We start from the raw sequence: 15,917 nt of genomic DNA on the forward strand, positions 1-15,917 counted from the left end.
TCTGGGTGCTCACGCCGTCTCACCGGCAAGGAGGGTGCGCTTGAGCGTGTCAAGACCAACACCGCCGAGATCGAGTGCGCGGCGGTGGAACTCCTTGATGTCGAAAGCGTCGCCTTCCCGGCGGGCGCACTCGTCACGGAGCTGTTCCCAGATGCGCTGACCGACCTTGTAGGACGGAGCCTGCCCGGGCCAGCCGAGGTAGCGGTTGACCTCGAACCGCACGAAACCGTCGTTCATGTTCACGTTCCTGGCCAGGAAAGAGAAGGCGTCCTCGGACGTCCAGGTGCCGGTGCCGTCGGGGTGCTTTTTGCCGAGGTGCACTCCGATGTCGAGCACGACGCGGGCTGCGCGCATCCGCTGGCCGTCGAGCATCCCGAGCCGGTCGGCCGGGTCGTCGAGGTAGCCCAGGTTCTCCATCAGCCGTTCCGCATACAGGGCCCAGCCCTCAGCGTGGCCGGAGGTGCCGGCGAGCTGCCTGCGCCAGGTGTTGAGCTTGGCCCGGTTGTAGACGGCCTGCCCGATCTGCAGGTGGTGGCCGGGGACCCCCTCGTGGTAGACCGTCGTCAGTTCCCGCCAGGTGTCGAACTCGGTCACTCCCTCGGGCACCGACCACCACATCCGCCCGGGGCGCGAGAAGTCGTCGGTGGGACCTGTGTAGTAGATCCCACCCTCCTGGGTGGGAGCGATCATGCACTCGATGGTGCGGATCTCCTCGGGGATGTCGAAGTGGCTCCTGCCTAGTTCAGCGACGGCGCGGTCACTGGTCTCCTGCATCCATTTCTGCAGCGCATCGGTGCCATGGAGCTTCCGGCTGGAATCGCCGTCGAGGAAGGCGATGGCTTCTTCCACGCTCGCACCCGGCTTGATCTCCCGGGCTATCCGCTCCTGCTCCTCGACCATGCGGGCGAGCTCCTCGATGCCCCACTCGTAGGTCTCGTCGAGGTCGATCGTTGCCCCGAGGAATCTGCGGGACTGGAGGGCATAGTGCTCCCGGCCGACGGCATCCTGTTCCTGGGCGACCGGCTCGAGTTCATGGGCGAGGAAGTCAGCGAGTGCGCGGTAGGCAACGGCTGCCTGTCCGGCGTTGGCGGACAGGTCAGACGCGAGCGACGCCGGGAGCTGACCTTCGACCGGACTAGCGGTCGCTCCGAGTTCGACGAAGAAGCCCTCGTCGGCGGAGTACTTCTTGGCCTGTTCGAAGACCTCGCGGACCTGGCGCTTCGCCGGGGTGATCCCCCGTTCGATCCCGAGCCGCAGCGTCTCGATATAGCCGGACACCGCAGCGGGCAGCGCTTTCAGCCGCGTGGAGACATCCGCCCAGTCGTCGACGGTCGCTGTCGGCATGATATCGAAGATCTCCCGGATGCCCTGGGCAGGCGAGGCGATGACGTTCAGGTCCCGCAAATGCAGACCCGCGTCGGCGCTTTCGAGGTCGAGCCGCAGTTCTGCGGCGAGGTCGGTCCGGGTGACCGCGTCGATGTCATCCACCGGGCTCGCCGCCTCGAGCGCACTGAGCGCCCGCTTCGCCTCGTCGACGTACCTCTCGTGGCCCGCCGGTGAGAAGTCGCCGAATCTGCTGTTCGCGTCGGTGCGGCCGATATACGTGCCGACGAGCGGATCGAGGTCGACGAGCGTGTCCACCCAGTTCTCGGCGATGGCGTCGATGGCAGACGGAGGGCGCGTGGGTTCAGTCATGCGCAGAAGCCTACGACAGCACCGCCCCGCCCGTCACGGATCAGTGCGCGGCGGCATCCCAGTTGTGTCCGCGGCCCACCTGGACGTCGAGGGGAACCGCCAGCTCTGCCGCGTTCGCCATCCGGTTGCGCACGATCGCCTCGAGAGCGTCCCACTCCCCCGGCACGACCTCGAAGATCAATTCGTCGTGCACCTGCATGAGCATGCGGGAACCCAGCTTCCTGGATGCTACGTCGGCCTCGATGTTGACCATGGCGATCTTCATGATGTCGGCGGCAGAGCCCTGGATGGGTGCGTTGAGCGCGGCTCGCTGGGCATTGTCGCGCAGCACCCGGTTGGGGCTCTTCAAATCGGGGAACGGGCGGCGGCGGCCGAAGATGGTGGTCGTGTAGCCGTCATCGACCGCCTGCTCGACGACGTTGCGCAGGTAGTCGCGAACCGCGCCGAACCGCGCGAAGTAGTCCGTCATGAGCTTTTTGGCCTCGGACGAATCGATCCGAAGCTGTTTCGACAGGCCGAAGGCGCTGAGACCGTATGCCAGGCCGTAAGACATCGCCTTGACCTTCGTGCGCATCTCGTTGGTCACGTCCGCGGGTGCGACACCGAAGATCCGAGCACCGACGAACCGGTGAAGGTCCTCGCCCGACCGGAATGCTTCGATCAGTCCTTCATCGCCGGAGAGGTGCGCCATGATCCGCATCTCGATCTGGGAGTAGTCGGCGGTCAGGAGCGTCTCATAGCCGGCGCCCGCTTCGAACGACTCGCGGATGCGACGTCCTTCTTCGGTGCGTACCGGGATGTTCTGCAGGTTCGGGTCGGTCGACGAGATCCGGCCGGTCGTGGTCCCTGTCTGCACATAACTGGTGTGCACGCGCCCGTCAGAGGCAATGGACTTGTCGACGGTCTCGACGATCTGCCTCAGTTTGGTGGCGTCACGGTGTTCGAGCAGCAGGCCGAGGAACGGGTGCGGGTTCGACGCCTGCAGATCGGCCAGCGCTCCGGCATCCGTCGAATAGCCGGTCTTGTTGGCGCGGGTCTTCGGCATGTCGAGTTCGTTGAACAGGACTTCCTGCAACTGCTTCGGTGACCCGAGATTCACCTCGTGGCCGATGATGGCGTACGCGCGGGATGCCAGGTCGGCGGCCTTGGCGGCCAGTTCGGCGGAAAGCTCCGTCAGTTGCGCGTGGTTGACGGTGACCCCGCGGAGTTCGATGTCGACGAGCGTGAGCAACGTCGGAATCTCGATCGACGTGAGAACGTGGAGCGATCCCGGGTCGAGTGCGTCGTTGAGGGCATCGACGAGGCGGACGGTGTACCAGGCTTCGACCGGGGCGGAGGCCGGCTCATTGACGGGCACGAGCTGGTTAGGGTCGGAGACCGGGAGCGTCTCGCCGAGGTAGCGGCTGACGAGGTCCGACAGCGTCTTCTCCTGCCCGCTCGGGCGGAGCAGCCAGCCGGCGATGTGGGTGTCGTATGCGATGCCGGCGAAGGGCAGTCCGGCGTTCTTGAGCGCCTTGAGCTGCCGTTTGGCGTCGGTCATGAGTTTCGCCGCGGGACTCGCGAGCCACTCCTCGAACGGCGCGTAGTCGGCGCGGCCGGGTTGCCATGCGACCGAGACCGACTCGGTCGGGGTGGAGATGCCCATGCCCGCCGGTTTGCCGTCGAGCACGTCGACGGTGAAGCCGAGGCCGTCGGGGTGGGCGGCGACCGCGCGGGTCAGCCACGCTCCCAGCTCTTCGTCGAGCAGGTTCTGCGGGGTGGGGGCTGTTTCGGCGGCAGCGCCTGTCGCGGTGGTGGTCGCACCGGAGCCATCACCGTTCTCGCCGATGCCCTCGGCCTTGAACAGCCGGTCGAGCATCGTGCGGAACTCAAGTCGGGCGAAGATCTCGCGCACGGCCTGCTCGTCGATCGGCTTCTTCTCCAGTGACGCGATCGTCACTGGCAGTTCGACATCGGTGAGCAAGTGGTTGAGTTTGCGGTTCCGGATCGCGTTCTCTTTGTGCTCGCGGAGGCTCTCCCCCACTTTGCCGGTGATCTTGTCGGCGTTCTCGAGGATCCCGTCGAGGCTCCCGTACAGGTTGAGCCACTTCACAGCGGTCTTCTCGCCGACCTTGGGCACGCCGGGAAGGTTGTCGCTCGTCTCTCCGACGAGGGCAGCAACCTCGGGGTACTGGTGGGGCTGGATGCCGTACCGCTCCATCACCTTCGCGGCGTCGTACATCGTGAGGTCGGAGACTCCCATGCGGGAGGGGTAGAGCAGAGTCACGTCGTCGTTCACGAGCTGGATCGTGTCACGGTCGCCGGACACGACGAGAACCCGGTACCCCTGTTCCCTGCCCTGCACGGACAGGGTGGCGAGGATATCGTCGGCTTCGTAGTCCTCGATCGAGATGGTCGTGATGTTCATCGCGGCGAGTGCGTCCTGCAGAAGCGGAACCTGGCCGATGAACTCCGGCGGCGTCTCGCCCCGGGTTCCCTTGTACTCGGGGTACTCCCTGGTGCGGAAGCTGAAGCGGGAAATGTCGAACGCCACAGCGATGTGGGTCGGTTTGTGGTCGCGGATCAGGTTGATGAGCATGGCGAGGAAGCCATGGATCGCGTTGGTGTGTTGCCCGTCCTTGGTCGAGAAACTGTCCACCGGCAGGGCGTAGAACGCCCGGAATGCGAGGGAATGACCGTCAATGACGAGGAGGGTAGGCTTTTCGTTGTCCGACACCACCCCAGCCTACAAGCGACATCCGACGGTGGCTTCCGAACGAGCAAAGGCGACGATGACCGACACGACAGAGAACGCGCTCGACTACGTCCTGGAGCGCGGGAGCGGTGCCCTCGCCGCCAAGATGGGCATCGAGTTCACCGAATTCACGGTGCAGCGGGCGGTCGCGACAATGCCGGTCGACGGCAACACCCAGCCGGCGATGCTCCTCCACGGGGGCGCGTACGTCGTCCTCGGTGAGTCGCTCGGGTCGATGGCAGCGAACCTCTGGGCCGGCGCGGGGAAACTCGCCGTCGGCGTCGACATCAACGCGACCCATACCCGTTCGGCGACGTCAGGCATCGTCACCGGTGTCTGCACGCCGATCCACCTCGGCCGCTCGATGACGGTGCACGAGATCGTGGTGACTGATGACCAGGGCCGGCGGTGTTCCACCATCCGGATCACGAATCTCATCAAGGACGCGCCAGCCCGCTGACGGCATCCGCCCGGCCGCACCCGGTTAAACGCAAAACGGGCCGAATCAACCGGCCCGTTCGTGCGGTGGGTTACTTCTTCGCTGTGAGCTGTTCGACGATCGCCTGGGCGACATCGTGCATGGTCAGGCGGCGGTCCATGGACGCCTTCTGGATCCAACGGAAGGCCTCGGGCTCGGTGAGGCCCATCTTCTCGTTGAGCAGCCCCTTCGCCCGGTCGACGAGCTTGCGGGTCTCGAAGCGCTCGACCATGTCGGCGACCTCGGCTTCTAGGGTGATGATCTGCTGGTACCGGCTGAGTGCGATCTCGATTGCTGGGAGCAGGTCGTTCGGCGTGAACGGTTTGACGACGTAGGCGAGGGCGCCGGCCTCGCTCGCGCGCTCCACCAGCTCTTTCTGGCTGAACGCGGTGAGCAGTACCACGGGGGCGATCTGTGCCTTGTTGAGCCGTTCCGCAGCGGAGATGCCGTCGAGCTGCGGCATCTTCACGTCCATGATGACGAGGTCGGGGCGCAACTCGGTCGCGAGCGCAACGGCGGTCTCACCGTCTCCGGCCTCTCCAACGACCTCGAAGCCGTTGTCTCGGAGGATCTCGACGATGTCGAGTCGGATGAGCGACTCATCCTCGGCTACGACGACTCGACGAGGGGCTGGGGGTGTTACGTTTGGCTCGGTCACGCCCTAATCCTACGGTACTCTTGTGCACGTTGTTACGCGCCGGTGTGGCGGAATGGTAGACGCGGAGCACTCAAAATGCTTTGTTCGAAAGGACGTGTGGGTTCGAGTCCCACCACCGGTACAGCATGAAGACCCCCGATTCTGTCAGCGTTAGCGCTGGAAGGATCGGGGGTTCCTTCTTTTGGTCGGGGGCGCGTTCGTCGACGGTCGATCGTGCAAGAGGATGGCGCTCGACGCGACGGCCACGACATAATCGGGCTTCATGAACGCACCGTCGAACTCAGGACCAGATGCCGCCCACCGCCGACCCGAGGGTGTGAGCGACGCCACAGTCGAAGCGCTCGGCAAGCTTTCCGAAGCACTGGAAGTCGTGGAACACGCCCGCGGCCTGCTCTACGGATTCCACCGACTGACCGGGACGGCAGACCTCGCTCTCGGCGAAGCGGTCGAGCTGCTGCGGAAGGCCGGGCATGAGGACCTCGCGGAGGACCTCGAAAAGCGGATCGTCGGCCGGAACGTCATCGAAGGCCGGTGGACGTTCCAGATCGTCGAAGACTACGACGAGAACTACTACCGTCCCTTCGTCGACGCGGAGGCGGATGCTCGAAGCCAGCTCGTCGGCGGTCGGCGGCACCTCTTCGAAGCGGAAATGAAGGAGGACCGCCGCACGCATGGCAGCCGCCACCACGAAGCTTTTCCCGCGAGCGAGACCGGCGCCTAGGGGTCTGGATGTCAGACCGCTGACCGCTGGGCGAGGATAAAAACGACGCCGGACGCCGCGTCAGCCGTGAGCGGCCGGCTCCGGGGTGATCTGCAGGTTACCGCCGGCGTTCACCGCAGCCATCAGCTCCTCGAGCCATTCGCGGTTGAGCTTCTCCTCGGCAGTGCCATCGAACTGGAACTGGATCGGAATGGACGGATGCACCCACAGGATCCTGCGTCCGGGTCCCGCGTCGTTGATCCGGCCGTTCACAGCGAGGGTGAACACTTCTCCCCGCCGGAGCTTTGTCACGATGACGACCTTCAGGTGCGCCAGTTCCCGGTCGGTCGTGTCGATCTCGACGGCCGGAATTCCGTACAGCAGCTTTGCCATGATTTACCTTTCGCGAGCGCAGGACGCCTCCACTAAGCACGATAGTCTCCGAACGCGCCCGGGAGCGGGAATGATTTCGAATCGGCGGCATCGGGTCAACTCTCCCGAAGCCTCCGCAGCCTTTCCGACGCCCGCTCGGCGGCACGGCCGGCGACCTCGGCAGCGTGATCAGCGGATGCTGCGGTGCGGCCAAGCGACTCGTCTTCCCTCTCGGTCGCGGCGATGTCCCGGGCGAGCTCTGCGATCTCGTCTTCGAGCGCCTGGCGTCGCTTCCCCAGTTCGATCCGGTGCTCGGACAGGGCGGTCCGCTTCTTCCTCACCGCGTCACGTTCGGAATCGGCATCCGCCGCCCTGGCCAGCGCTTCGGTCGCTTTGCGCTCGGCTTCCGCGATCTGTTCAGCGGATTTCTTGTTCTCGACAACCCGGAGCGCGGGTCGGCGCGACCGGGGCGTGCTCACGGAGGGCTCGGCGACGGCACCATCGAGGTCGACGGGTTCGATCCCGTTCGAGGACAGCGCGCGCACGAGCCGGCCGCTCAGTACCGCGTCGGCTGCCTGCGGGTCCGTCATGGCCGCCTGGAGCGTCCGTTCGACATCGGAGATGGCGGCTGCGCTGACCTTCTGGCCGTCTTTCTCGGCAAGATCCCTGCCCTGGCGTGCCAGTGCCCGCAACAACTGGAGTCGCTGCTTGCCCAGCTGGCGCAGGTCGTCGCCGTCGAGATTCTTCTCGGCATCCCGCAGCGAAGCGCCCAGCTCGAGGATCCGGTCGATGTCGTCGGCTCGGCGTGCCACGAGAAGGTTGACGAGCCAGGCACCGGTTGCCGGCTTCTGCAGGCGCGAGATCTGCCGGGCGAGTTCGGCGTTCCCGCCATCCTTCGCCGATCGCGCGCGTGATTTTCGAACCGAGACGAACTCCGTCGGCGTGCGCAGGTAGAGGTCCTGGAGCACCTCACTCAGCTCGGTCTCCGGCTTCGTCGTCATCGAATCAGGATACGCGGGACGCCGCGCCGCGCTCCCTGGCGCTGCGGCGTGAGTCAGACTGGGGCGGTGACGACGAATTCCCGTGCGGCGATCCTTGTGCGACGAACACCACCCCGTCGGCGCCCGGTGCTCGTCGGCGTCATCGTTCTCGTCGTGGTGGTCGGGCTCTCCGTGCGGGGTGTTCCCGGTCCTCTCGGAGACGGTGCAGGAGGCATCCTCTACGCGGTCCTCGTCTACGCCGTCATCGCGATGCTCGCGCCCGCCGCGCCTGCGGCGCACATCGGGATTGGCGCCGCCATCGTCTGCACCGCTGTCGAGTTGCTCCAACTGACAGGGCTCCCGAGTTCGCTCGGCGCCGCACTGCCACCGGTCCGCTACGTGCTCGGAACGACGTTCGTCTGGACAGATCTGATCACCGGCGCGCTCGGTGCCGTCGTCGCCGTCCTCGCTGACGGATTTCTTCTCCGTCTGCGTCGGCGCCGACGTGCGCAATCGGTTCAGTGAGTTCCGGCGTAATGCTGCACGAGAGCCTGCACCCGCGACGTGAGCAGGCGTAACGCCGCGACGACCGTCGATTCGACGATCTCCTCCGGGCTGCCACCGAGCTGCCGTTCGACGACGTGCAACTCACCCCGCGGGGAACGGAGTCCGATGAAGACAGTACCGACCTCCTGACCGTCCTGTTCGTCCGGACCGCCCACACCGGTGACCGACAGCGCCAGATTCGCACCGAAGAGGCGGGCGACTCCCGTCGCCATCTCCTCGGCTGCCCGGGCAGAGACGACGGGGCCGGGAGCCACATCGAGCACCCGGTGCTTGGTCTCGCTCATGTACGCGACCACCCCACCGGCGAACCAGGCCGATGAATTGGGGGCGGCTCCGAGCCGGGCGGCGATCTGCCCGCTGGTCAGCGACTCAGCCACCGCGATCTTGAGATGTGTCCCTTCGACAGCTCCGGCGATCTCCTCGGCGAGGGCGATGGCCTGGGCAATGCTGGGGTCAGAAGATGTCATGTCAGAATTCTTGCCGCGGGAGAGAAATGGCCACAGGGGCTTGACACCCTCCCCGGCTCAGTCGCCGAGGATCAGGCGACGCAGCGCCGTCTCCGGAGCCACTCCCCTGCCGTTCAGGACCTCACCGGACTGATAGCGGTCCAGGACGCGCGGGTCGATGTAGCTGCTGCGGGCGACGGCGGGCGTATTGCCGAGGGCTTCCGCTGTCTCCTTGACAGCGGTCACGACGTTCCGTGCACACCGGGTTGCGTTGGGCGCGACGCCGAGGCGCCGCAGAGCGGTCGCCGCGATGATGCTGCCGTGCAGCGTCCGGAAATCCTTCGCGGTGAAGTCTCCCCTGGTTCGTTCGCGAACGTAGTCGTTGACCTCCTGCGGTCGGAGAGGACGCCAGCTGTCACCGCTCTTCCAGGCGAGGAGACGTGCCCGTGGCCCGCGGGTCTTGAGCGATCGGATCACGGCGGCGAGGTCCGCATCTTCTGTCTCGCTCGACCAGGCCTGCCCGCTTTTCCCGGGAAAGTCGAGCAACACGGTGTCGCCGCTCACGGTCGCGTGGGCGTTGAGAAGCGTGGTGAGGCCGTGGCTGCCGTGCTCGAGCGCAAACCGCTCCGTTCCGACCCGGAGCCGTGCGGAGTCGAGCAATCGGAACCCGGCCGCAAGCGCTCGCTCCCGAGACCCGGGTACGCTGCGCAGATCGAGGGTGACGAGACGGCGAGCAGACGGCAGGGCGGATGCCAGCTCAAGGGCACGGTCGAACTTCCGTTCCGCCTGCTTGCGCGACCATGCCTCGTGGTACAGGTACTGTCGTCGCCCGGCTCCATCGGTGCCCACCGCCTGGATGTGGGCGTTCGGGTGCGGGGCGATCCAGACATCCGTCCATGCGGGTGGAATGACGAGCGCGGTGATCCGTCCGATGGTCGCTTCGTCGTGGAGCGGGTGCCCGCCCTCATCGACATAGCGGAATCCGGAGCGGGTTCTCCTCCTGCCGAGTCCTGGAGCCGTTGTGTCACTTCTGCGCAGGCGCGGCATCAGGCATCACCCCGCCGCGAGAACTCAGGAATTTCTCAACTCCGAGATCAGGTCGCCCTTGCGTTTGTGAGAGTACCCGGTCAGGCCGATCTCCTTCGCTCGTTTCTTCAGGTCGGCTACCGTCCAGTCCTCGTAGCTTCCCGATTCGCCGCCAGAGCGGCCGACCTCGCTCCGACCGCGCTGTGCGGCGGCGTTCGAGATGCGGGCAGCCTTCTGTTTTGAGGCGCCGTCCTCCCGGAGCTCTTCGTAGAGGTCCGGGTCCTTGAGGCTGGGATTTTTCTTCTGCGGCATCTTTTTTCCTGGCGTATTCGGTGTCAGAGATTCTTGCCGCCGGTGACCGGAAGGACGGCACCGGAGACGTACGAGGCGTGTTCCGAAGCGAGGTACACGTAGGCGGGAGCGAGTTCGGCGGGCTGCCCGGCACGACCGAGCGGCGTGTCCTGCCCGAACGTTTCGACCTTGTCCGGCCAGGACGTCGCCGGGATCAACGGAGTCCAGATCGGGCCGGGGGCAACCGCGTTCACCCGGACACCCTTCTCTCCGAGCTGGGCAGCGAGGGCTCGAGTGAATGCCACCTGCGCAGCCTTGGTCATCGCGTAGTCGATAAGCTGCGGCGACGGCTGGAACGCCTGGATCGACGACGTCGTGATGATGGAAGCCCCGGGCTTGAGGTGTGGGATCGCTGCGCGTGCCGTCCACATCGGGGCGTACAGGTTCGTCTTGAACACGCGGTCGAACTCCGCCGTCGGCAGATTCTCGAGGCCGCTGCGGTTCTCCTGGTACGCGGCGTTGAGCACGAGAACGTCGAGCCGGCCGAACTCTTCGACCGTGAGTTCGACGATGTCGGTGCTGAACTGTTCTTCGCGAGCGTCGCCGGGCAGCAGGAGTGCTCTCCTGCCCGCTTTCTCGATCCATCCCGCGGTGTCCTCCGCGTCATCCTGTTCCTCGGGGAGGTAGGAGAGTGCGACATCCGCTCCCTCGCGTGCGAATGCGATCGCGACCGCCCGCCCGATCCCCGAGTCACCTCCGGTGATGAGCGCGACCTGGCCGTCGAGCTTTCCCGTCCCGACATAGCTCTCTTCACCGTGGTCGGGGCGTGGGTCCGTCTTCGAGGTGAGGCCCGGCTGGTCCTGTTCCTGGCGGGGAAAGTCTTCGGAGGTGTACTTCGACGTCGGGTCGATGTTTCCAGCGGTCACGGCAGGCCCCTCTCGGTCTCAGGAATGGGTCAGGAACGGCGGGAGTGCCGCGTCCGGCGAACGATGCGTAGAACCATACGCCGCGTGATGTTCGAGGTGGAAGGGGGTGGCGGCTCGAGTGGCATCCCCAGTAGCGTTGGGCGGCTGCGGCCCGGCCGCGAACGCCACGACAACGAAGGGTGCTCCTCATGACGGCCTCACCGCTCCACCGGTCCCTCTGGCTTGACCGGCCATCACCGGTCGAAACCGACGAGTGGCGCCCACTCGACACCGTAGATGTGCTGGTGCTCGGGGCCGGGATTTCGGGTCTTGCCACCGCTGCGATGCTCGCCGAGGAGGGCCGCTCGGTGGTCGTGCTCGAGGCGCGTTCCGTCGGAGCCGTGACGACCGGGAACACGACAGGCAAGGTGACACTGCTGCAGGGGTCACGGTTGTCCCAGATCCGGGATGCCGTCTCCCGCGACCTCGCGGAAGCTTACGTCGGCGCGAACCGCGCCGGTCAGGACTGGCTCCTGCGGCACGTGCGCGACCACGGTGTCGCGTTCGACGAGCGCACGGCGGTCACGTACGCGTCGACGGATGCCGGAGCCCCGACCGTCGAAGCGGAGCTGGACGCGGCATCCGATCTCGGGTTGCCGGTCACGGCCAGGCGCACGCTCGATCTTCCGTTTTCGGTGACGGCCGCCGTGGCCCTTGCCGGCCAGTTTCAGCTCGATGCCGTCGACGTGCTCGAGTCACTCGTCGGCACTGTCCGGCGGCACGGCGGACTGGTGATCGAGGGTGTCCGGGCGACGAAGATCGACTCAGGCGACCCGTGCGTTGTCTCCACCACGCGAGGTGATGTGCGAGCCGACCGGGTCGTCGTCGCGACAGGGTCACCGTTCCTCAAGCGCGGCGGTCACTTCACCACCCTGGAGCCTCAGCGGTCATATGCTGTCGCCTTCCGGTGGCCGGGCCGACCCCTCGAGGGAATGTACCTGTCCGTCGACGAGCCGTCCCGCACCATCCGGGACGCCCACCGAGCAGACGGCACCTACCTTGTCATCGGGGGAAACGGCCACCGGGTCGGCAAGGACACGCCCACGACCGAGAATGTCGACGACCTGGTCCGGTGGACGGCAGCAGAATTCCCGCAAGCCGTCGCTTCACATCGCTGGTCGGCGCAGGACTACCGGTCGACGGACGAACTGCCTCACTTCGGTCCGGTCACTGCCGGTGACGACCGGATTCTCGTCGCCACCGGATATGCCAAGTGGGGCCTCACCAACGGAATCGCCGCTGCAATCGCGATCTCCTCCCGCATCACAGGAACCCGCCCGGCATGGGCCGAGACGCTGGAGGGCAGGCCACCCGCGTTCACCGCCGTCGGAAGCACCCTGGGAGCGGGAGCGAAGGTCGCGGGCGACCTCGCGCAGGGCTGGCTCGGCGCGGAACTGTCGGCGGATCCGAAAGACGCGCCGGCCGAAGGGACGGGCATCGTCGTTCGCGACGGAGTCGTTCCCGTCGCTGTCTGCACGGTCGACGGGATCACCCGACGACGTTCCGCCGTCTGCACCCACCTCGGCGGTATCGTGACGTGGAACGATGCCGAGTCGTCGTGGGATTGCCCGCTGCACGGGTCGCGATTCGCTCCGGACGGCACCGTCCTCGAGGGGCCAGCGGTGAAGACCCTCGCCGACTGAGAGCGGTCACACCGGACTATGCCGGCTTGCGCGCCTTCTTCGCCGGGGTCTTCTTCGTCGATTTCTTTGCGGACTTCTTCGCGTCGCGGGACTTCTCCACGCTCCGCCGCAACGCCTCCATGAGGTCGATGACCTCGCCGCTTTCCCCCGCGTCCTCGCCTGACTCGCCGAACGTGGCATCCGTGTCGACGGCGTCGCCCTGTTCGAGTTTCGCCTCGATGAGTTTGCGGAGCTGCTCCTGGTACTCGTCGCGGTACTTGCCCGGCGCAAAGTCGTCGGCGAAGCTGTCGACAAGTGACGACGACAGTTCCAGTTCCTTCGCCGAAATCCGTACCTTCTCCTCGAGGGACGGAAATTCCGCCTTGCGTACTTCGTCCTCCCACAGGAGCGTCTGGATCAGCAGAACTCCATCACGGGACCGCAAGGCGGCGAGCCTGGTCTTCTGGCGGAGTGCGAACTGGACGATGGCCGTGCGGTCCGTGGACTCGAGCGTCTTGCGCAGAAGGACATACGCCTTCGCCGACGACGAGTCGGGTTCGAGGAAGTAGCTCCTGTCGTACATGATGGGGTCGACCTGGTCGCTCGGCACGAACTCGACCACCTCGATTTCGCGGCTCTTCTCCTCGGGGAGGGATGCCATGTCGTCAGCGTTCAGGATCACCGTCTGATCCCCGTCCTGGTACGCCTTGTCGATGTTCTCGTACTTGACGATCTTTCCGCAGATCTCACAGCGGCGCTGGTACCGGATGCGACCGCCGTCCTTGTCGTGCACCTGGTGCAGCGGCAGGTCGTGATCTTCGGTGGCGCTGTAAACCTTGACGGGCACGTTGACGAGCCCGAAGGTGATCGCGCCCTTCCAAATTGCTCTCATGCACCCCAGTGAACACCAGAGCCGATACCGATGCCTAGCCCTTGCCGGTGTCCCGGGATTCGCGGCGCGACATGGTAGTGCGGACCACGAGCGGGACGACGAGTCCCAGCAGAAGAACGATCGTGCCGACGGCGGCGGCGGCAAGGATTCCCGCCTCGCGGCTGACGACGAAGTCGAAGACGAGCATCGCGGTTCCGACCATCGACAGGGAGACGCCGACGAGAACCGCCCGGATCATCCGATGCCCGATTTTCACCGTTGTGTCCTTCACAAGGTGGCGGAACAGGATGCGGTGGGCGCTGACCGGGAGCAGGCTGAGAACGGTTGTCGTGATCGAGACGGAGACCAGCGTGAGGTACAGGACGAGCTGGAACTCATCCAGTTCGACGAATCGGGGCTGAAACGCGATCGCGAGGAGGAACGCGGTCAGGATCTGCGTCCCCGCCTGCAGCACCCGCAATTCCTGGAGCACATCGGCCCAGTTGCGGTCGGAGCGCTCCAGTTCGGTTTCGTCACGGCCGTGTCCTGCAAGCAGACGCTCCGTGCCGGTGTTCGGGTTACCGGTTGACATGATCTCGCCTTCAGCCCAGGACGACGGCGTCCTTCTACTCCGTGTTAACACCGCCCGCGGAACCGGGTCAAGGCCTTGAGCGGCTCGAATGGCCAGCTTAGTGTTTGAGCGCGGCCACGGGCTCGCGGCCTGGCCAGGACGGGAGGAACTCGAATCATGATGAACCGAATTCCGGACGAAGACCCGGTGGAGTACAACGAAGACGAAGACCTCGCGGTCCTTCCTGATGACGACGAGGAACTCGACTTCGATGTCGCCGCCCTCCCGGATGAGGAGAGACCCATCGACGAACTCGAGTTCGAATCGGACGACGACCTCGACCCGGACGACCTCGAGCGTTAACGACTCGGCGCGGGCCCCGGTTTACCGGTGCCCGCGCTGAGTGCTTCCGCGACCTAGTTCTGGTACGCAGGCGCAGCGCCCTGGTGGGCGTCGCCGACCTTGTGAACCCGGAGGTCGTTGGTCGAGCCGGAGATTCCGGGAGGGGACCCAGAGATCACGACGACCTTGTCTCCGATTTCTGCCATCTTCATGCCGAGGAGCACATCGTCGACCTGACCGAACATGGCGTCGGTGTGGGTGACCCGGTCGACGAGGAACGCTTCGACACCCCAGTTGAGCTGCATCCGGCGGCGGATGCCTTCGTCGGGGGTGAATCCGAGTACGGGAATCTGTGTGCGCAGGCGCGCCATCCGACGGACAGAGTCGCCTGACTCGCTGAAGACGCAGAGGAATTTCGCCTCGACGAAGTCGGCAACCTCGCTCGCGGCGAGCGTGATAGCGCCGCCCTGCGTGCGTGGCTTGGTACCGAGGGGGGCGATCCGGTCGAGGCCGTGGTCCTCGGTCGATTCGATGATCCGCGCCATGGTCTGCACGGTGATGACGGGGTACTCCCCCACGCTCGTCTCGCCACTGAGCATGACGGCGTCGGCACCGTCGAGGACGGCGTTGGCGACGTCGGATGTCTCGGCGCGCGTCGGAATCGGGCTGGAGATCATCGATTCGAGCATCTGCGTCGCGACGATGACCGGCTTGGCCATGCGGCGGCAGAGTTCAACGGCGCGCTTCTGGACGATCGGGACGGCCTCGAGCGGGAGTTCGACACCGAGGTCGCCTCGGGCGACCATGATGCCGTCGAACGCGTCGATGATTTCCTCGAGGTTGTCGACAGCCTGCGGCTTCTCGATCTTTGCGATGACGGGAAGACGCGTTCCTTCCTCGTCCATGATCTCGTGCACCCGCTGGATGTCTTCAGCGTTCCGCACGAAGGACAGGGCGATGAAGTCGGCACCGAGCTTGAGACCCCAGCGCAGGTCGGCCTCGTCCTTGTCGCTCAGGGCGGGAACGTTGACGGCGACACCCGGGAGGTTGATGCCCTTGTTGTGGGAGACAGCGCCGGCGACGACGACCTCCGTGGTCACGACGACGCCGTCGGTCTCGAGAACCTTGACCTTGACCTTGCCGTCGTCGATGAGCAGGAAGTCTCCTGGCTTCACATCGTTCGGCAGTCCCTTGAAGGTGGTGCCGGACAGCTCACGGGTGCCGAGGACATCCTCGGTGGTGATCTTGAAGATGTCGCCTTCGGCGAGGTGGTACGGGCCGCCCTCGAACTTGCCGAGGCGGATCTTCGGGCCCTGAAGGTCGACGAGGACGGCGACGGGCTTGCCGGCATCCGCGGCGGCCTTACGGACGTTGGCGTAGACGCCCTCGTGCACGTCGTAGGTGCCGTGGCTGAGGTTCATTCGGGCCACGTTGACACCGGCGTCGATGATCGCGCGGATGTCCTCATAGCTCGAGGTGGCTGGGCCGAGGGTCGCGACGATTTTTGCACGTCTCATTGATGCTGCTCCATGTTCTGCGCAGGGTTGCGCTGGCGGGATTGCGGAGGGATGGAATGAGGGCGGACGGTGGCCGCGCCCT

17 protein-coding genes and 1 tRNA gene are annotated in these 15,917 nt (G+C 65.7%); 6 read left to right on the forward strand and 12 right to left on the reverse strand.

Features of this window, described 5'->3' with window-relative positions:
• Nucleotides 1-9: 9 nt before the first annotated feature.
• Nucleotides 10-1,695, reverse strand: a complete 1,686-nt coding sequence (locus D9V29_RS04940; RefSeq protein WP_121672213.1) for a DUF885 domain-containing protein — start codon at nt 1,693-1,695, stop codon at nt 10-12.
• A 40-nt stretch (nt 1,696-1,735) separates the two neighbouring features.
• Nucleotides 1,736-4,411: a DNA polymerase I gene (polA, locus tag D9V29_RS04945; protein ID WP_121672337.1), complete on the reverse strand. Its 2,676-nt coding sequence runs from the start codon at nt 4,409-4,411 to the stop codon at nt 1,736-1,738.
• 55 nt (nt 4,412-4,466) lie between these two features.
• Between polA and D9V29_RS04950 the strand changes: the two genes are divergently transcribed.
• A complete protein-coding gene (locus D9V29_RS04950) occupies nt 4,467-4,889 on the forward strand; it encodes a hotdog fold thioesterase (RefSeq protein ID WP_121672214.1) in 423 nt (140 codons plus the stop codon).
• A 70-nt stretch (nt 4,890-4,959) separates the two neighbouring features.
• Here the strand turns inward: D9V29_RS04950 and D9V29_RS04955 are convergent, their stop codons facing one another.
• Nucleotides 4,960-5,565 carry an ANTAR domain-containing response regulator gene (locus tag D9V29_RS04955; protein WP_121672215.1) on the reverse strand — a complete coding sequence of 202 codons (606 nt, stop codon included), beginning with the start codon at nt 5,563-5,565 and terminating at the stop codon, nt 4,960-4,962.
• Between the two features lie 38 nt (nt 5,566-5,603).
• On the opposite strand from D9V29_RS04955, the gene D9V29_RS04960 reads away from it, so the two are divergent.
• A tRNA-Leu gene (locus D9V29_RS04960) sits at nt 5,604-5,686 on the forward strand.
• A gap of 141 nt (nt 5,687-5,827) precedes the next feature.
• Nucleotides 5,828-6,286, forward strand: a complete 459-nt coding sequence (locus D9V29_RS04965; protein ID WP_121672216.1) for a hypothetical protein — start codon at nt 5,828-5,830, stop codon at nt 6,284-6,286.
• 60 nt (nt 6,287-6,346) lie between these two features.
• On the opposite strand, the gene D9V29_RS04970 is transcribed toward D9V29_RS04965, so the two are convergent.
• Nucleotides 6,347-6,658: a DUF7882 family protein gene (locus tag D9V29_RS04970; protein ID WP_121672217.1), complete on the reverse strand. Its 312-nt coding sequence runs from the start codon at nt 6,656-6,658 to the stop codon at nt 6,347-6,349.
• Nucleotides 6,659-6,753: 95 nt separating this feature from the next.
• On the reverse strand, nt 6,754-7,638 hold the full coding sequence (locus tag D9V29_RS04975) for a coiled-coil domain-containing protein (protein ID WP_121672218.1): 885 nt from the start codon (nt 7,636-7,638) through the stop codon (nt 6,754-6,756).
• Between the two features lie 66 nt (nt 7,639-7,704).
• Between D9V29_RS04975 and D9V29_RS04980 the strand changes: the two genes are divergently transcribed.
• Nucleotides 7,705-8,142, forward strand: a complete 438-nt coding sequence (locus tag D9V29_RS04980; RefSeq protein WP_183084915.1) for a ribosomal maturation YjgA family protein — start codon at nt 7,705-7,707, stop codon at nt 8,140-8,142.
• On the opposite strand, the gene D9V29_RS04985 is transcribed toward D9V29_RS04980, so the two are convergent.
• Genes D9V29_RS04985 through D9V29_RS05000 form a run of 4 tightly spaced genes read right to left on the reverse strand, consistent with a single transcriptional unit; the run spans nt 8,136 to nt 10,873 of the window.
• Nucleotides 8,136-8,651, reverse strand: a complete 516-nt coding sequence (locus tag D9V29_RS04985; RefSeq protein ID WP_121672220.1) for a CinA family protein — start codon at nt 8,649-8,651, stop codon at nt 8,136-8,138. The genes D9V29_RS04980 and D9V29_RS04985 overlap by 7 nt on opposite strands.
• Nucleotides 8,652-8,708: 57 nt before the next feature.
• Nucleotides 8,709-9,677 carry a DNA topoisomerase IB gene (locus tag D9V29_RS04990; protein ID WP_121672221.1) on the reverse strand — a complete coding sequence of 323 codons (969 nt, stop codon included), beginning with the start codon at nt 9,675-9,677 and terminating at the stop codon, nt 8,709-8,711.
• A 24-nt stretch (nt 9,678-9,701) separates the two neighbouring features.
• On the reverse strand, nt 9,702-9,968 hold the full coding sequence (locus tag D9V29_RS04995) for a DUF7218 family protein (protein ID WP_121672222.1): 267 nt from the start codon (nt 9,966-9,968) through the stop codon (nt 9,702-9,704).
• Nucleotides 9,969-9,991: 23 nt separating this feature from the next.
• Nucleotides 9,992-10,873: an SDR family oxidoreductase gene (locus D9V29_RS05000; RefSeq protein ID WP_121672223.1), complete on the reverse strand. Its 882-nt coding sequence runs from the start codon at nt 10,871-10,873 to the stop codon at nt 9,992-9,994.
• Between the two features lie 188 nt (nt 10,874-11,061).
• Between D9V29_RS05000 and D9V29_RS05005 the strand changes: the two genes are divergently transcribed.
• The gene (locus D9V29_RS05005; RefSeq protein ID WP_121672338.1) at nt 11,062-12,555 is read left to right on the forward strand and encodes an FAD-dependent oxidoreductase; all 1,494 of its coding nucleotides are present in this window, start codon (nt 11,062-11,064) and stop codon (nt 12,553-12,555) included.
• Between the two features lie 16 nt (nt 12,556-12,571).
• Here D9V29_RS05005 and ku read toward each other — a convergent pair whose 3' ends face one another.
• Both ku and D9V29_RS05015 read right to left on the reverse strand, forming a co-directional pair.
• The gene (gene ku, locus D9V29_RS05010) at nt 12,572-13,426 is read right to left on the reverse strand and encodes a non-homologous end joining protein Ku (RefSeq protein ID WP_121672224.1); all 855 of its coding nucleotides are present in this window, start codon (nt 13,424-13,426) and stop codon (nt 12,572-12,574) included.
• 34 nt (nt 13,427-13,460) lie between these two features.
• Nucleotides 13,461-13,997: a DUF6328 family protein gene (locus tag D9V29_RS05015; protein ID WP_121672225.1), complete on the reverse strand. Its 537-nt coding sequence runs from the start codon at nt 13,995-13,997 to the stop codon at nt 13,461-13,463.
• A gap of 156 nt (nt 13,998-14,153) precedes the next feature.
• Between D9V29_RS05015 and D9V29_RS05020 the strand changes: the two genes are divergently transcribed.
• Nucleotides 14,154-14,339, forward strand: a complete 186-nt coding sequence (locus D9V29_RS05020) for a hypothetical protein (protein WP_121672226.1) — start codon at nt 14,154-14,156, stop codon at nt 14,337-14,339.
• Nucleotides 14,340-14,392: 53 nt separating this feature from the next.
• Here the strand turns inward: D9V29_RS05020 and pyk are convergent, their stop codons facing one another.
• The gene (pyk, locus tag D9V29_RS05025) at nt 14,393-15,835 is read right to left on the reverse strand and encodes a pyruvate kinase (RefSeq protein WP_121672227.1); all 1,443 of its coding nucleotides are present in this window, start codon (nt 15,833-15,835) and stop codon (nt 14,393-14,395) included.
• Nucleotides 15,836-15,917 lie beyond the last annotated feature (82 nt).

This window comes from Mycetocola manganoxydans, from assembly GCF_003667545.1.
In the GTDB taxonomy this organism is placed as follows: domain Bacteria; phylum Actinomycetota; class Actinomycetes; order Actinomycetales; family Microbacteriaceae; genus Mycetocola_A; species Mycetocola_A manganoxydans.

Coding starts and splice junctions, on each gene's coding strand:
- D9V29_RS04965 (WP_121672216.1), top strand. CDS start 5,828: ATGAACGCACCGTCGAACTCAGGACCAGATGCCGCCCACCGCCGACCC.
- D9V29_RS05015 (WP_121672225.1), bottom strand. CDS start 13,997: ATGTCAACCGGTAACCCGAACACCGGCACGGAGCGTCTGCTTGCAGGA.
- D9V29_RS04985 (WP_121672220.1), bottom strand. CDS start 8,651: ATGACATCTTCTGACCCCAGCATTGCCCAGGCCATCGCCCTCGCCGAG.
- D9V29_RS04970 (WP_121672217.1), bottom strand. CDS start 6,658: ATGGCAAAGCTGCTGTACGGAATTCCGGCCGTCGAGATCGACACGACC.
- D9V29_RS04995 (WP_121672222.1), bottom strand. CDS start 9,968: ATGCCGCAGAAGAAAAATCCCAGCCTCAAGGACCCGGACCTCTACGAA.
- D9V29_RS04950 (WP_121672214.1), top strand. CDS start 4,467: ATGACCGACACGACAGAGAACGCGCTCGACTACGTCCTGGAGCGCGGG.
- D9V29_RS04975 (WP_121672218.1), bottom strand. CDS start 7,638: ATGACGACGAAGCCGGAGACCGAGCTGAGTGAGGTGCTCCAGGACCTC.
- D9V29_RS05005 (WP_121672338.1), top strand. CDS start 11,062: ATGACGGCCTCACCGCTCCACCGGTCCCTCTGGCTTGACCGGCCATCA.
- D9V29_RS04990 (WP_121672221.1), bottom strand. CDS start 9,677: ATGCCGCGCCTGCGCAGAAGTGACACAACGGCTCCAGGACTCGGCAGG.
- ku (WP_121672224.1), bottom strand. CDS start 13,426: ATGAGAGCAATTTGGAAGGGCGCGATCACCTTCGGGCTCGTCAACGTG.
- D9V29_RS04940 (WP_121672213.1), bottom strand. CDS start 1,695: ATGACTGAACCCACGCGCCCTCCGTCTGCCATCGACGCCATCGCCGAG.
- D9V29_RS05020 (WP_121672226.1), top strand. CDS start 14,154: ATGATGAACCGAATTCCGGACGAAGACCCGGTGGAGTACAACGAAGAC.
- pyk (WP_121672227.1), bottom strand. CDS start 15,835: ATGAGACGTGCAAAAATCGTCGCGACCCTCGGCCCAGCCACCTCGAGC.